The sequence below is a fragment of the Kitasatospora sp. NPDC093550 genome, assembly GCF_044764985.1.
In the GTDB taxonomy this organism is placed as follows: Bacteria; Actinomycetota; Actinomycetes; order Streptomycetales; family Streptomycetaceae; genus Kitasatospora.
Map to the genome: position 1 here is coordinate 1 of NZ_JBIWJF010000032.1, position 16128 is coordinate 16128.

The following is a 16128-nucleotide window of genomic DNA, read 5'->3' on the forward strand; positions in this document are numbered from 1 at the left end:
CCACCCGCTACGACAAGACCCGCGAGTCCTACCAGGCCGCCGTCACCATCGCCTCGATCCTCCTCTGGATCTGACCTTTGAAGACGATCTCTAGACGGCGGCCAGCCTTCGAACGAATGAGCGCGGAAAGGGCCGTCAAGGCCCGGGTCCGGCGGCAGCCGGACTTTCGCGATCGGCGCAGTGATGCCCACTCGGCACAAGATGCGGCAGACGACGGCGACCGGCCCGGGCAGCGGAAGCGGCACGGGTCAGCGGCCCCCGCCGGGGCCAATGCGGTTGAGGTGCGCAACGGCAACCGTCGAACCGTGTCCGCCGCTATCGGCGACGGCTCGACGTCAGCGGCCGGTACTAGCGTTCAGCCCATGGGCTCCACCAGTGCTTGGACGATCACCGCCAACCACCAGCTCGACCGCCCGACTTGCCCTGTTGACGAAGCTGTCTAGTACGCATCAGTAGCCCGATCACCGGGCCGGGTGAGTCTGAGGGGCTCGAGTGGATCAGTGCTGTCAGCCACCAGTCCGCAGACCGCGAAGGCCTTCCTCGAAGGCCTTGAGAGCGTACTGCTCGGTGCCGCGCCCTGGCATCTCGAGCTTCTTGAGTTGTCCGCCGACGATGTGGGAGACCAGCGGTGCCGGGAGTGCCTCCGGCCAGAGCCCGGTGCGCTTGCCTTCTGTGAGCACCCGGCGGAAGGCACCGGTGGATCCGCGCAGGCTTCGGCCGTTCGCCTTCAACTCGTCTGCGGCGCAGTCGCCTTCACCCTCGACGACCTGGAGCAGGATCTGCTGTGCGCGGGGCGGAAGGCGGTCGTAGTACGAGCGAGCCCGCTCCGGGGTCCACCGGTCGTCAGGCTGCGCGGTCACGACGGCCGCCGGCATGGCAGCGAGGGCGAGCAGCTTCTCAAGTGCCTCGGGAGTCGGATTCTCCACCGTGATCGTGATCTTCATGCTGCACACTTTTGCAGCTCACGACGCTGAACACAAATAACACGGTAAACGAGTCCCAGACGAGGCCGCACTCTCGAGAGGCCTCTTATGTATCAATCTCTGTATTGCATCCTCTAACTGGATTTAGAGGACGCGATACAGAGGATGGTACAGATAGTCTGTCCCGGACGGATCATCAGCCCGCGCGTGGGAAGGGAGCACCTGTGGACGACGACGCGGACAACCTGCCGGCTCTGGTGGGAGCCACCGCCGAGATCGTGCTCGGCGAACTGGTCGACGACGGCGAGGCGCTCGTCCCGCTCACCGGGGCCGGGCTCGACCCGAACGAGACCCTGACCGAGGACGCGGCCGACGACCTCGCCACTGCCCGGCCGGCGCGCACCAGCCAGACCTATGCCGAGCAGTGGCGCTACTTCGCCCGCTGGTGCGCCGACAACGGCCGCCACCCGGGCCCGCGTACCAGCGAGGCGAACATGGTCTCCTACATTTCCCACCTGCGCCGCCGCGGCGGCCGCGACGGCACCGGTGCCCCCGTCAGCTCACTGCGTCTCGCGATGGCCGCGATCCGCGACGCCAACGCCCGCGCGGGGTACGAGAACTGGCCGCCGAAGAAGGCGACCGCCGAACTTATCCGCAAGCAGGCCGCCGACCACGCCCGCGCCCGCCGCACCCCGAAGTCCAGCCCGCCCGTCGACGCCGCCCGCATCGCCCACCTCCAGCAGGGCGCCACCGCGGACATCCCCCTCGCCCGCTGGCGCGACCTGACGATCCTGCACCTCGGCTACCGCACCCGCGCCCGCCGCTCCGAACAGGCCGCCTACCGGATCGACTCCATCGCCGTCGAGTACCTGGCGGACGGCAGCGAACAGATGGTCGTCGGCAAGCGCACCAGCAAGAACGACCACTGGTCCACCGGACGCGAGTACGTCATCCGCGACCCGGTAGCCATCACCGTCGTGCGCACCTACATCTCAATGCTCGCCGAACTCGGCCAAGCCGAGCCGCAATTGCCGCTACTGCGCGGTATCACCCGCTGGGGCCGACTCATGCCCGTCCCGGCCTCTGGTGTCGGCATGTCCGGCCACGCAGTGAACCGCGCCTTCAAACGCATAGTCGGCCGCACCCCGGGCTTCGACGCCAAGAACGCCACCAGCCACGGCCTTCGTGCCGGCGTCCCCGCCGACCTCGCCGCCCATGGCTACAGCGCCGCAGAGATCATGGTCATCACCGAGGACTGGAAGTCCACCACTATGGTGGAGAAATATGCCAAAGCCGGCCTTCGCCGCGCTGGCAAGGACAGCCTTGGCCGAGCGCAACAGGCCCTCGATGCCCTGGTCGTTCCATCTTCGGGTTGATGTATAGATCAGGGCCTGCGGCCTGTATGGCCCAGACGGAAGCCGGGTACGAATCGTCGGAAGAAGATCGCAAAATACCGGAGCCATACCAGGCGCGCTGCTCATCGCTCTTTATAGTGCCGCTCAATCAGAGGTGTCGGAGACGCTCGACACGGCAAATCTACAGCCGCCCACAGGAGGACTTTATGGGTTTTATTTGAATGATCAAACCCGCTATAGCACGTATTGTGGCAGTGGTTGATAGCGAGGCAGTTAAGACAGCCCTTGGCCATCTCGCGCCACCGGGGCGCCACCAGCTTCGGCAAGGGCTTCATGAACCATTCCCTCAAAGGACTTTCTCAACATTGCCCCAGCCCCGATCGGGATCGAGATCTGCCGCTCCTGAGTAACCTTCGAAACCAGGTCGGCCATATCCGGCCACGTCTCCGCTAGGACGCGTATTCGGTCGTGATCAATCTGCCCGATTCACCTTCGCGTCGGGTCCTGATCCGGTAGACCGTGGTGCGTGACGCGCGCGCAACTTACAGATGCAGAGTGGGTGTTGATCGAGCCGTACTTGCCGATCGGCGAGTACGGCCCGTACCCGGAACGGCTGCGGCAGCAGTTCGAGGGCGTGATCTGGCGATTCCGGACGGGCGGGCAGTGGCGGGAGATGCCGAAGGAGTTCGGTGCGTGGTCAACCGTCTCCAACCGGTTCCGGCAGTGGAGGGACGCCGGCGTCTTCGAAGCCCTGATGGAGGGCGTGATCGCGGAGGCTGCGAAGCGCGGCGAGGTGGACTTGTCCCTGGTCAGCGTGGACTCCACGACTGTGCGGGGCTCACCACGACGCCGCCGGGATGCACCTCGATTCCGACACCATGGCCGCCCTGGAGAAGGCCGCCGAGGAGGCGGAGAAGGCCAGACAAAAGGGGGAGGCCCGGAGGAGCAAGACGGGCGGGACGCCTCAGGTGATCCGAAACGGGAAGAACGACGACGCATCCGGCGCCGGCGCAAGCTCCGGCTGAAGGAAGCCCTGCTCGGACGCTCCCGGGGCGGACAGACCAGCAAGGTCCATTGCGCCGGCGACCGAAAGTGCCGCCCGCTGGTGTTCATCCTGACCGAGGGCCAGGCCGCGGACAGCCCGCAGCTCATCCCCGTGCTGAAGAAGGTCCGGGTTCGCGGGCCGGTCGGCCGTCCCCGCACCCGACCCGACGCGGCCGCCGGGGACAAGGCCTACTCGTCCCGCGGCAACCGTGCCCCCCTGCGTCGACGCAGGATCAAGGCCGTCATTCCGGAGAAGAAGGACCAGAGTGCCAACCGGAAGAAGAAGGGCAGCGCAGGCGGCCGGCCTCTCAGTCACGACGCCGAGCTCTACAAGGAGCGCAACACCGTCGAGCGCCTGATCAACAAGCTGAAGGCCTGGCAAGGCATCGCCACCCGGTACGACAAGACCCCGGAAAGCTACCTCGCCGGCCTCCACCTCCGCGGCGCAATGATCTGGATCAAGGACCTAACTCGAACCTATTGATCACGACCGAATACGCGCCCTAGTAGTACCGGGACCCTCTGCCCCTCACCTTCCGCGGTGCATGGCCACCATCCGCGACGCCAACGCTCGCGCAAGATACGAGAACTGGCACGAAGTGGGCCGCCGAATTGGATCTTGCTCGCGGCATCTAGCAGTGTCGACACGGCTGGGGCATATTACGCCCGTGCGCACCACCTCAAGAGGGGATGCGAGGAGGGTTGGCTTCAGAGCAGACCATCCAGCTAGCCCTGGCGCCCTGAAGCCAATCCCGCCTAAAAACGTCGACTCGCCAAAAGAGGCGCAGCCTTTAGGAGCGATATTCCTAAGTGCCGGTGCCGCCAGCACCAAGCGGCATAGTCATGACGGCATTACCTCGCACCTTGACAATGTATCCGTCATCCTGAACAACAATCACCCATCCGGTGACGGGAGAGACGACAATAACACTGGCATACATAAAATAGTCGCGGACTCGGACATGGAATGTCTTTACGAAATCGACAAGGGAGGCGGCGTCAACGAAGAACGGGCCCTGATCCTCGTCGAAGCTAGTGCTATTTACTACAATGAGTGGCCCTTCAAGGTCCGCACAGTAGGACAGGAAGTCGTCTTCGATTGCATCGGCATCCCGCTCTTCGATATCAAACGGCTTCCAATCCTCTGCAGGAATTCCGGAAATTCTATTCGGGTCATATGCCGTTGACCCCGGCAAGACCGCATCGAGCACACTTTCCGCAAACTTCCAGTTGACGTGCCTCCTAACCGCCGTCACCTGAATTCACGTCCAGTGATAAATACCTTCAAAACGGTCCTCCACGGGTTTCCCTTAGTGACTCCGCGACTGTTATCCGCCAGCTCGGACAGCTTAACATGAGGACCCTCCGGCGGGGTCTTATGTCCTTCGAGATTGAACTCGATGTCTCGATGCGTGCCGTCGGGCAGCTTGCCGCGCCAGAAGTCTGGCTTCCTATTCTCAAAGTTGTCTAGGCTACCACCAGCGAGGTGATCGGCGATCGCTAGAAGATCGTCCTCGCTGCCCACGGTCAGGCGCTCTACCTGCTGGTTTGCCGAGTTGGTCACCATACGGGACTGAACGGTGACAGGGCATCCTTCAAGGTATTTTTCGGCACCATCGTTGTGGACAAGAACCGGCGTGGTAGCCGCCAGCACATAGTACGCGTGAAGATCAGAAATAGTGAGGTCATAGGCCGTCTGCTGGACGGTGCTGTAGTTCCTCACCGACATGACGGTGAGGGCGTGTCCGCCGGGGGCTCGAACCTGGTCTCCGGGGCTCAGCTCCGATGCATCGGTCCATCGGCGTGTGGTTTCATCCCAGAACGGGTGGTGCTGGGTGCTGGTGAGAGTCTCCGTCGCCTCAGAACTGCTGCCGGGGTCGCCCGCCCGCAGGGTTAGATCGGTGAATTTCTCGTCGTCCGGCGTGCGAATCGTACGAATCACGGGCTTGGACTCGGTGATTCCAGTCGCTGGGTCCGTTGCCTGAACCTGATCGCCGACCCGAAGGTCCTCAATGGATCGAGTTGCGCCGTCTGCTAGGAGAACCTGTGTGCCTGGCAGGAAGCTGTGGGCCGTGCTAGCGAGGCCACTGATGGCACAGGTGGCACTTGTGACGTTCTCGGCTGATTGCTCAATTTTCTCCGACTTGCTTGCGGCTTTTGCAGCCTTTCCAGCGATACCCGCTGCCTTTGCGGCTACGCGCTCGCCGGGGATGAGGCCGGCCAGGTTCTGAGCGGCGCTCATGTAGTTGCCGTCAGATGCGTCTATCGCGGCGGATCCGACGGCTCCGACGGCGTTCAGTCCCGGAACGTACTGAAGTGTGTCGGTGAGTTGCTTGAAGGCCGCCTTGTACGTTCCGCCGCGGTAGAGGATGAAGTAGTGGTTGCCTACGTGGTTGGGGTGGTCCCTGTTTCCGCTGTACCAGTTCCAGTAGCTCTCGGTCCAGGAGCCGTCGCGTTCGAGCTTGAAGGTCTCGGTGGTGATGTTGCCCCTGAAGTCGGCGCAGGTTCCGAACCCGCCGCAGACGCCTTCGGGCCGTAGGCCGCTGGGGTCGGAGAGGTTGACGGGGTTGTTGTTGCTGTAGGCGTAGCCGTTCCACTGCTGGGGATCGGCTTGGTCCAGGACGGGGTCCGGGCTGATGAAGCGTCCGTGGGCGGGGTCGTACTGGCGGGCGCCCAGGTTGGTGAGTCCGGTGGTGTCGTCCTTGCTGCCACCGACGAAGCCCTTGGTGCCGGCCCACTGGTTGGCGGCGGGCTGGGTGCCGCGGGGGTTGCCGAACGGGTCGGTGGGACGGCGGATGACGGTCTGCGCGGGGTTGCTGGTGATCTGGACGCCGTTGGTGCCGTGTGGGTCGGCGGCCTGGATCAGGACGGTGCCTCCGCCGACGGCGGCGGTGACGCGGGTGTAGGCCAGGCCGCCGGGGCCGGCGATGGAGCGGACGTTGCTCATGGAGCCGCTGGCCGTGTCGAGGGTGAGCTCGTCGGTGGGCAGGTTGAGTGTGGTCTTGCCGGGGTTGCGGCGGATGAGCTGGTTGCCGTCGCCGTCGTAGAGGTAGGTGGTGGCGCCGGCCTGGCCGGTCTTGGTGAGGGAGTCGAGCTTGTCCTCACCGTTCCAGGTCAGGGTGGTGGTGCCGCCGGTGTCGGTGATGGCGGTGGTTTTGCCCGTGGCGTCGTACTGGTAGCTGACGGCCTTGGTGCCAGCGGGTCCGCTGGTGGTGGAGGTCAGAAGGGCGTGGGGCCCGCCGGTCCCGCCGCCGGTGTTGGGGGCGCTGGTGGGAGTGTTGGTGGTTTTCGCGGCTCCGAAGGTCTGGGTGGTGGTGGTGTCGTTGAGGCTGTTGCCGGTGGTGTCGTGCTGGACGAGGCCGGTTCGGTTGCCGGTCGCGTCGTAGGTGTAGGTGTTCCAGTAGGGTGCCGGGCCGCCGATGGTGCGTCCGCCGGGGCTGAGGGTGGCCGGGCCGTCCTTGTTGGTGCAGGCGCCGATGCCGGGGACGGTGGTGGAGCTGCCGGTTCCGTGGACTTCGCCGGAGGAGTCGGTCCAGTCCGCGGTGGTGGAGATGCCGCCGGTGTCCGTCCAGGCGCCGGTCAGTCGGCTCAGGTGGTCATAGGTGAAGCACTGGGTGTCGGTGGCGGTGGCGTCCTGGACGTCCGTGATCGAGGTGATGCGGCCGGACTGGGTGTAGGTGTAGCTGGTGTGGTCGACCGACACGGTGCCGACCTGGCGGTCGATGAAGTTGTTGATGACCCGTCCAGTGGCCCAGTCGTACTGCTGGGTGGCGACGACCTGCTTGCCGTACTCGCCGGCGGTCGTACGCACCGGTCGTGCGAGGGCGTCGTACTCGACCTTCGCGACGACGGCCTTGCCGCGGCTGGCGGACGAGGTCAGCAGGCCGGTGATGGTCCGGCCGTAGCTGACGGTCTCGGCCGGCAGGCCGCCCGCGGCGGGGATGTCGAGCTTCTTCAGGGACCCGATGACGGGGCTGTAGGTGTTGGCCGTGGTGTAGGTGCCGGCGAGCGCTCCTTCTGCGGAGGGGATGGTGATGGAGGTGCCGAGCGGCCGGTAGGCGGTGTCGTAGCCGGTGACGGCGTTCGTGTAGGCGGCTCCGGCGGCTCCGCCCACGTAGCGGGTTGAGGACGTGGACTGGCCCTTGACGAGCGTGTCGTAGGTCCAGGAGGCCAGCTGGTTGGCGGGTGCCACCGTGCCGTTGAACGTGCCGGTCTTGCGGCCGAGCAGGTCGTAGGTGAAGGCGAGCGTCGTGTTCTTCGCGTCGACGGTGTGGTCGACGCGCGAGTTGGCGTCGTAGAACGTGCGCGTGACGCCGGTGTCCGGGTCGGACGCCGAGGTCTGGCGTCCTCGCAGGTCGTACGTGTAGGTCCAGGTGTTGCCGCTGCTGTCGGTCCGCGACGAGGCCAGGCCCGTCGGCGTGTAGCCGTAGGCGGTGACGTCAGCGTCAGCGGGGTTGCCGGTCGCGGTCGGCGTCCGGTACTGCCATAGCGCTGCGGTGCGTCCCCGGGCGTCGGTCACGGTGGAGGTCGGTGTGGCCCCCGACGGTGGGGTGACATCGGTCCGGTCCGCGCCGGGGTATGCGGTGGTGGTGGCCCACTGGAGGTTTCCGTTGGAGCGGAACTCCGAGCGCACGACGCGCCCGCTTCCGTCGTAGGTGTTCCATGTCTGGCCGGGGACCTGTCCGTCGGCCGCCGGGAGGAAGACGGACTGAGTGGGGAAGGAGCCCTGCTCGTAGTAGGGCGCGGAGGTCTTGATCACCCAGCCGTGGCTGTCGTAGACGGTGTCGGTGATCAGGCGCCCGGTGGGCTTGGCGTCGCTGGTGCTCTGGGTCTGCCTGGGTCGTCCGAGGCCGTCGTAGATCTCGATGCTGGCCGAGTAGGAGAGCGCGTCGTCGTTGATCGACTCGGTCGTGATCGCGGACGGGGCCTTGGCGCCGTTGAGCGCGTAGGTGAACTTCCGGCTCGGCAGTTCCGTGGTGGGCCGGTCGGGCGTCCACACCGCGGTGAGGCGGCCGAGAGCGTCGTACTGGCTGGTGGTGACGCGGTCGTTGATGTCCTTGCTGATCAGTGGCGATCCGCGGGCGGGATCCTGGGTGACGGTCGTGGTCCATCCCGCGCCCATCGGCCCGGTGGTGCGGATCTCAGTCGGCAGTCGGCCTGCGGCCGGGCTAAAGGCCACAGTGGTGACGGCCGGGGTGACGGACGGGCCGGTGATCTGTGCGCCGCTGCGGTCGTAGGTCGACCCATCAGTCGTCGCGGTCGTCAGGCCTCGGCCGTAGGCGTCGAAGGTCGCGCTGCCGTTGTGGACGTAGACGGGGTTGCCCGCCTGATCGAAGCGGTCGAGGACCTGGTTGCTGGTGACGTCTCCGGCCGCACCCGCCTTCGCGAACGCCTTGCCGTCGTAGATGATGCGGCTGGCGGCCAGGGTGTTGGCGGCGGTGGCCGCTCCAGAGCAGGGCCCCTGGTAGGTGGTCGTCTCGGACGCCAGGGTCAGCATCTGCGGGTTGTCGCCGACGGCGTAGCCGGTCGTAGTGCAGGTCTCGGGGGTCGCGGCGGTGCCGTCGCCCTTGTCGTCGACCTTGATGACGCGGTTGCCGTTGGCCGGCTCGGTGGTAGTGACCGACGTGGTCGTGCGCCAGCTGCCGTCGGCGAGCCTGGCCTTGGCGACCTGGGTGCTCTCGGAGTCCGGGAGCCAGGCGTAGACCTTCGGCGCGCCCGCGCTCTGGGCGTGGGTCGCGGACTTCTGCTGCCCGCTGTAGACGGTTCCGGCCACCTGGGCGACCGCGCCGCCGGCCTTGTCGAAGACCTCGGTGGCGACCACGCGTCCGGCGAGCTGACCGCTGTCGGTGACGTTCCCTCCCAGCGGGCTAGGCACCTGCACGCTGCGCTGGGTACCGTTGGCCAGGTAGTCACCGTCCATGCCCCGCAGGTAGGTGACCCGCTGCTGGGTTTTGGGCGCCTCGGAGGCGTCGCCGCTTCCGGTGGTGGTGATCACCGACTGGTAGCCGCGGAACTGGTCCCACGTCCGGGTCTTGGGGTCGGTGAACTCGCCGTCGTTGCGGTGCCAGGCGGCTCCACCCTCGTAGGTGTACTCGGTGGTCTTGCTGACCGCCGGTGTGCTGACGAGGTCCTGCTCCGTGACGACCTTGACGAGGGGCTTGTCGAACCAGTCGTTGACCGGGTCCTTGGAGGACTGGCCCTGCAGGTACCACTTGACGGGTATGCAGGCCATCATGTTGCCGTCCTCGGAGGCCGGCATGCGGTTGTTGACCCTCGAGCACTCGGGGTCGCTGTAGATGACGTTGATGCGGCCGCCGGTCTCGGTGGTGACGCCCATCAGGCGCGGGCGCATGAACATCGGTGATGCAGGGACGAGGCCGTCGACGCGGTTGGCGCGCATCTTGTACTGGAACTGAACGGCGGGGAGGTCCTTGATCTCCGCCTGGCCGTTGCTCGGCACACGCTGGACGGAGTCGAGCTGCAGGAGGCGCTTGGTGCTGTCGCCGGGGTCGGCGAGCTCCTGGTTGAGGTTCCAGGTGTCGACCGTGCGGTAGGCGGAGTCGACCAGGACCTGTGTGGTGATCGCGGTCAGGCGCTTGGTCGTGAAGAACGTGGGCGCCGAGACCGTGCACGAGCTGTCGGTGCAGATCTGGTCGATCGGGGTGTCCGGCCAGGCGTCGGCATTGGCCGCCGTGCGCTGGTCCTCGGCGCAGGTGATCGCCCCGCCGGGTATGCAGCGCTCCGAGACGGAGAAGACGACCTTGGCCGCCGGGTTCGCGCCGCCCTTGGCTGTCTTCTGCTCGTCCAGGCGCTGGCCGTAGGCGATCTCCTTGAGGTAGGCGGCGCGCTGGTAGTCCGTGAGGGTTCCGGCGCCGCCGCTCTGGACACGGCCGCGCTTGTACTTGTTGCCTTCGGCGGCGTACTTGTACGTGGTCAGGTTGCCGTGCGGGTCGACGACGAAGTCGAGCTGCCAGCGCCACGCCATCTGGCACCACGAGTTGTTCCCGCTGGCCGCGCTGTAGCAGGGGTCGCCGCTGTTGGGCGAGTACACCGGCAGGGTCAGCACCGAGTTCGCGGCGGGATCGCTTGCGTCACCGCCCGGCAGGTGGTTGAGGCCGAAGTAGTACTGGACGCCGTCCGGCGTGGTGACCCGCCAGTACTCCAAGCCCTGGTAGTCGGTGTCGCCGACGGCTTTCGGCGCGCCGTTGAGCTGCTCGACCTTGGTCCCGTCGTCGCTCTCGAGGTGCCAGCCGCCGGTGGCGTCGTCGCGCACGAGAGCCCCGGACCGGCCGCCCAGGGAGATGGTGGCGTTCTGGCCGCCCCAGCACTGGTCCGGTGAGCCTGTGATCCCGGCCTTGTCGCAGCTGCGGTAGGTGCGTTCGATGAAGCCGGGCTCGTAGCCCCAGCCGTCACCGACCCACGAGGGCTGCGCGTTCGTGGCGGACGTCTTGCCGTCCACGTCCGCCGAGTTGTAGCCCAGCGCCACGGCGGGAGCGGCCCCACCGAGGGTCGGCGGAAGCTGGATGGGGTAGCTGTACGTGAAGCTGCCCGTGTTGGAGCCCGCTGTCCACGCCGCTGACGACGAGAGCGATGTCGCGGTGTAGTTGCCCATGGCACCCGACGGCGACGTGACTGCAGCAAGGACCACCGGGCTCGCATTGACGCCCGTGCTGTCAACGGCCTGGGAAACAGCGGAGTCGGTGCTGCGGGTGGAGTATGAGGCCTTCACGGCGCCGGTGTGCGGGCTTGCGGGCGCCGCAGCGGGAGGCAGGGTGATGTCCGCAGTTACTGAGCCGGTGCTGTCGGTCTTCGCCGTCACAGGCGTCTGCGTGCGGCACTCGGGGCGTTCCGGCGTTGTCAGGGAGCAGGCCGGGAGCGCGACGAGGCCCGCGCGGTCCGACCATCCGCCGGCCTGCAGGGCCTTGAGGTCCAGGGTGACGCGTGCCTCGCGGCCGTTGCCTCCGCTCGGTGCCCCGGCGTCCTTGAGCGTGATCAGCGGCCCGCTGACGCCAGCCGCCTTGCCCTTGTCCTGGCCAGCGACCTCGACGGTGACGGTGTGGGCGCTCTCGCCGGTGCCGGTTCCGGGTGAGACCCGGACGGCCAGGTTCCCGGCCTTGGACCCGGTCTGGCCGCCGGAGGCGGGCGATGCCCCGCCGGTGGCCTTGCGGGCTGCCTCGGCTTCCGCGCTGTCGGCTCCGACGACGACTGTCGCCGTGCCGGTGACGACAGGCGGCGCGACCTGCGGCTTCCAGTCGGCGGCCTTGCCCGGAATGCTGGAGCCCTTCGGCTTGGCGTCATGCCCCTTGACCGAGACGCCTGTGCTTCCCAAGGGAGTGTTCGGGGGCGTCCAGACCTCGCCCTCCGGCTCGGGGTAGGTCCATGCCACAGCCGGTGGCACGCTCACCCCCGTCAGTGCCAGCGCTACTGCGGCTGCCACAGCAGGCGACCGCCATCGGCCGCCTGTTCGTCTCCCGGCCCGTTTCCGGGCAGGCCAAACCGTCACGTGGTCTCTCCTCGCTCATTGTCGACACAGCGTCATATAGTCATGACCGTGCCACGATCGAGGTGACGATATGTGAACCGGCGATCACGTCGCCAGATCGTTCGAACGCCATGCATGAGATGTTTATGAAGTCTTGACCTCGCAACCCGCTCCAAATCCAGACATGTCATCGCAACCAGGCACCGGGGTTGACCCAACTGCAGGTCAGGCCCCATCGTTCCCACCCGAACGCTCCCCTTCGAGGGGCGTCCGACCGGGAGGGAACTCACAGCTCCACCATGACCAGCACTCCGAACGCCGTCAGGCACACGCCGCCAGCACCGTCCATACGCAAGCGCCTCATGGCGCTCACCGCCCTCGGCACCGGCTGCGCACTCAGCCTCGCCCTTCTCAGCGCCCCAGCAGCACTCGCCGACACCGCCCCCGTACCGCCGACACACGGTCCCGTGGGCGGCGTGAAGTTCCCCGCGCCCACCTCGCCCGCACCCGCCCGCACACCTGAGCAGCAGGCCATGCTCGACGCGATCGCCAAGGCCAAGTCGACCGGCAAGCCCGTCGCTGTCGAGACGCTGACCAACGAGCTCTCCAAGACCGTCGCCAACCCGAACGGCACACTGACCACCACCGACAACGCCCAGGCCGTACGCACCAAGCGCAGTGGCACCTGGACCGACATCGACCCGACGCTGCGCGCCAACGGCAACGGCACGCTCAGCCCGGCGGTGGCCACCACCGGTCTGACGTTCTCGGGCGGCGGGACCGGCCCAATGGCGACCGTGACCACCGACGACGGCAAGAGCCTGGCGGTGAACGCCCCGTTCCCGCTGCCGAAGCCATCCGTGGCCGGGGCCAACGCGACCTACGCCAACGTCCTCCCCGGTGTGGACCTGCAGCTGACCGCGCTGCCCCAGGGCGGCTGGCGGGACGTCATCATCGTGCGCACCAAGGAGGCAGCCGAGAGCGCGGCTCTGAAGTCGCTGACCTTCCCGGTCTCCGCGCAAGGCCTGTCGGTCGCGGCCGACCAGTCGGGTGCGATCAGCGTCGTCGACGACAAGGGTGCCACCCGCTTCCGGGCCCCGGCGCCTCTGCAGTGGGACTCCAGCAAGCCCGCGAGCCCTCCCACTCCCGCGGCCCGCGCTTCCCGCTCGGAGCAGCGCGTAGCGCTGGCCGCCGCCCCGGTCCCGTCTCCCGCGGACGGCGCGGTGGGGATCCCGTCGAGCGCCGAGGCACCGGGCGACGGCGCGAACGTCGCCGCGATCAGCACCAAGGTCACGCCGTCGGCGATCGAGCTGACGCCGAACCAGGACGCCCTAGGCGCCGGTGACGGCCCGTGGTACATCGACCCCGCCTTCGTCGCGGCCACCAGCTACTCGCAGGGCTCGGTCGAGGTCCAGGAGAACTACAAGGGGGCCAAGAACTACAATCTGAAGTCCAACGTCGCCACCGGCTACTGCGGGTACCACAGCAGCGACCCCAACATCGACTGCGGCAAGGAGGGACGCCAGCGCGCGTACTTCCAGTTCGGCATCAATCCCGCCATCTACACGGTCCCCCCGGGCGCCGCCTCCGCCCCCACCATCCTCGGCGCCGCCTTCAACGGCCAGGTCACCGGCGCCTCGAACATGGCGACCGACACGCCGTTCGTCATCTACTCGGGCCCCCCGGGCAGCACCATCGGCACCGACACCAACTGGTACGCGCAGCCCTGCGGGGACAACGGGAACGTCGTCATGGAAGGCTGCGCCCCGGTCAACGGCCAGTGGCTCAAGGGCACCGGCCCGCTGACCATCGACTTGACGGACACCATGAAGCGGGCCGCTGCGGAGAAGTGGCAGATCTGGACGGTCGGCGTCGCGCCGCAGACCTCCGAGTGGGACAAGAACTTCCGCCACTTCCTGGCCAACAACCCGTCCATCACCACCACCTACGACATCACGCCCACCGTCTGGTGGCCGCGTACCACCCCCACTCCGGGCTTCGCGTCCACCAACGCGACGGCCGAGTGCACCAGCGGCGGGGCCAACCCCTGGGACAACCCCGGATGGGTCGGCAACAACCAGAACATCTATGTCACTGCCAACAGCTGGTCGCCCACCGGGCAGAGCCTGTACACCGGTTACCAGATGTGGGACGACAACGACCCCAACTTCGGTGCCGCGGTCGGCGACTGGGGCGGCAGCTACAACGATCCTGGGCCCACGAAGAGCGTGGGATCATTGTCGGACGGCCACCAGTACGGCTGGGTCGCCCGCGCCGACGACACCACTCTGACCTCGCCCAACAGCGCCTGGTGCTACTTCCGCGTCGACAAGACCAACCCGCGCGTCAGCATCAAGTCGACCGACTTCCCGCTGTCGGGCACGCCCAACCCCAGCCCGGCCAAGTACGTCAACGACGTGGGCAGCTTCACGATCAACGCCGAGGACCCCGCCCCCGGTGCTGGCCTGCAGGCCTCGGGCGTCGCGTGCGTGCGCGTGAGCACTGACCCGACCCCGGTCGTCGGATGGAAGTGCGGCCAGGACACCCTGGCCCCGGGCCAGCCCTACACGTACAAGCCCAAGGACTGGGGCACCAACACCCTCTACGCGTGGGCCATGGACAACGCCGGCAACTACAGCCAGCCGGCCGTCTACAACTTCTACGTCCCCTGGCGGCCCGACACCCAGCCGCTGTTCGGCGACGTCGACAACGACCAGAAGCCCGACATGGTCACCGTCGACAAGAACGGCGACCTGCGCGTCATCGGCGGCACCACCGACCCGACCACGTCGCTGGCCGCCCCTGCTGCGGCAGCGCCCAACAACCGCACGTACGGCACCACGTGGGCCGACTACCAGGTCAGCCACCACGGCACCTTCGCCGTCGGCCAGGCCGTCGACGAGGTCCTCGCGCACTACAACAAGGACACTACGTCCAAGCTCCGCGAGGCCCTCTACCTCATTCCTAACAATGGCACCGGGCGCTTCGACACCCTCACCCCTGTCGCCCTCAACCGGCCTAGCTGCACCACCTACCTGACGGGCGCGGCGTGCCCCGGATACAACCAGGCCAACTGGAGCAGCGCCTCGCAGGTCCTCGCGATCGGCACGCCCGACGGTGAGGCCGTCGGCGGTGACCCGGGCAACGCGAGCCGCAAGGTCATCATGACCCAGACTTCCATCCTCTCCCTGGAGAACAACAACCTCTACCTCTTCCAGCCCAACGGCCTCGCCGACGCCCTCGACGCCGCTACCTACCTCCCCGCCGCCTCCGGCAGCTGGGCCGACCTGGAACTGATCAACCCCGGCGCGGCCAACGGGCCGACCACCATCCCCGGCACCACCGATCCGACCAACCAGGCGACCGTCTGGGCACGCAACCGCGTCACCGGCGACATCTACGCCTACCCGCTGGGCTGGAAGGCCGACGGCACCGTCGACTACAGCGCCCTCACCAAGCCCGACCAGGGGATCAAGCTCGCCGTCGGCCAGCCGCTCAAGGCGTCCGACTACCCCCGCATCGGCGCCGGCGACCTCAACAACGACGGCACCCCCGACCTGTGGGTCATGGACAGCGCCAATGTGATCTCCATCTTCCCCGGCAAGAGCGGCACCGGAGTCAAGGGCAAGGTCGACGGCTTCGACCACTCGGCGTTCGCCGGCTACTCCGACTCCAGCGTCACCGTCCACCCCCAGCTCGTCGACTGGCAGTGCATGGACTCCATCGGGGGGCCCAACGAGGGCACCGACGTCGCCGTCTACGCCTGCTGGCAGACCGTCAACCAGCGGTTCAACTTCGCCATCGACGGCACCGTCCGGTCGGGAAGCTGGTGCGTGTCCACCAAGGGCAACGCCCTCGCCAACGGCACCGGCCTGATGCTCTCCCGCTGCGTCGGCAACACCGGCCAGAAGTGGGCCGTCCGCCCCGACGGCCGGATCTACCTGCCCGCCACCGTCACCGCGGACAACCCCGGCGGCCGCTGCCTCGAGCTGCCCGGGTGGCACACCGAGCAGGGGACCCGCCTCGGCATCTGGGACTGCCCCGGCATACAGGCCAATCAGCAGTGGAACCTCACCTACGAGAAGCACGCACCGTAGTCACTCCGCTAGCGGACTGCTCGACGCGGTCTGGCTGACACCCGAGGGCGGGTCCCGGCGAACGCGCCGGGACCCGCCCTGTGCGTCCGGCACGAAGACCATCGCCGAGTGGAACAGCTGCCGGACGGGACCCGTAGCCCGCCGGGGAAACAGTGCGGCACTACCTGGGCACACCGGTCTCAGGGCGCGACCCCGGGCCTCCGTATTCCACCAAGTCCTATGCTGGG

5 protein-coding genes and 1 pseudogene are annotated in these 16128 nt (G+C 67.3%); 3 read left to right on the forward strand and 3 right to left on the reverse strand.

Annotated features, from left to right (window positions below; genetic code table 11):
* Positions 1–506 precede the first annotated feature (506 nt).
* Positions 507–944 (reverse strand): hypothetical protein, encoded by a 438-nt coding sequence (locus tag ACIRD3_RS34090; RefSeq protein WP_402224316.1) that lies wholly within the window; start codon positions 942–944, stop codon positions 507–509.
* 203 nt (positions 945–1147) lie between these two features.
* Here ACIRD3_RS34090 and ACIRD3_RS34095 point away from each other — a divergent pair, with 203 nt between their 5' ends.
* Both ACIRD3_RS34095 and ACIRD3_RS34100 read left to right on the forward strand, forming a co-directional pair.
* Positions 1148–2299: a hypothetical protein gene (locus tag ACIRD3_RS34095; protein WP_402224319.1), complete on the forward strand. Its 1152-nt coding sequence runs from the start codon at positions 1148–1150 to the stop codon at positions 2297–2299.
* 505 nt (positions 2300–2804) lie between these two features.
* Positions 2805–3806 (forward strand): annotated as a pseudogene (locus ACIRD3_RS34100) (IS5 family transposase).
* Positions 3807–4128: 322 nt separating this feature from the next.
* Here ACIRD3_RS34100 and ACIRD3_RS34105 read toward each other — a convergent pair.
* Together ACIRD3_RS34105 and ACIRD3_RS34110 are read right to left on the reverse strand one after the other, a co-directional pair.
* On the reverse strand, positions 4129–4533 hold the full coding sequence (locus tag ACIRD3_RS34105; protein WP_402224320.1) for a hypothetical protein: 405 nt from the start codon (positions 4531–4533) through the stop codon (positions 4129–4131).
* A gap of 41 nt (positions 4534–4574) precedes the next feature.
* Positions 4575–11708 (reverse strand): RHS repeat-associated core domain-containing protein, encoded by a 7134-nt coding sequence (locus ACIRD3_RS34110; RefSeq protein ID WP_402224323.1) that lies wholly within the window; start codon positions 11706–11708, stop codon positions 4575–4577.
* A 458-nt stretch (positions 11709–12166) separates the two neighbouring features.
* Between ACIRD3_RS34110 and ACIRD3_RS34115 the strand changes: the two genes are divergently transcribed.
* Complete coding sequence (locus ACIRD3_RS34115; protein WP_402224324.1) at positions 12167–15901, forward strand: ricin-type beta-trefoil lectin domain protein; 3735 nt, start codon at positions 12167–12169, stop codon at positions 15899–15901.
* The last annotated feature ends 227 nt before the right edge of the window (positions 15902–16128 follow it).

What these genes read in the sequence shown, in the direction of transcription:
- ACIRD3_RS34090 (WP_402224316.1), bottom strand. Translation starts at nt 944, where the DNA reads ATGAAGATCACGATCACGGTGGAGAATCCGACTCCCGAGGCACTTGAG.
- ACIRD3_RS34115 (WP_402224324.1), top strand. Translation starts at nt 12,167, where the DNA reads ATGGCGCTCACCGCCCTCGGCACCGGCTGCGCACTCAGCCTCGCCCTT.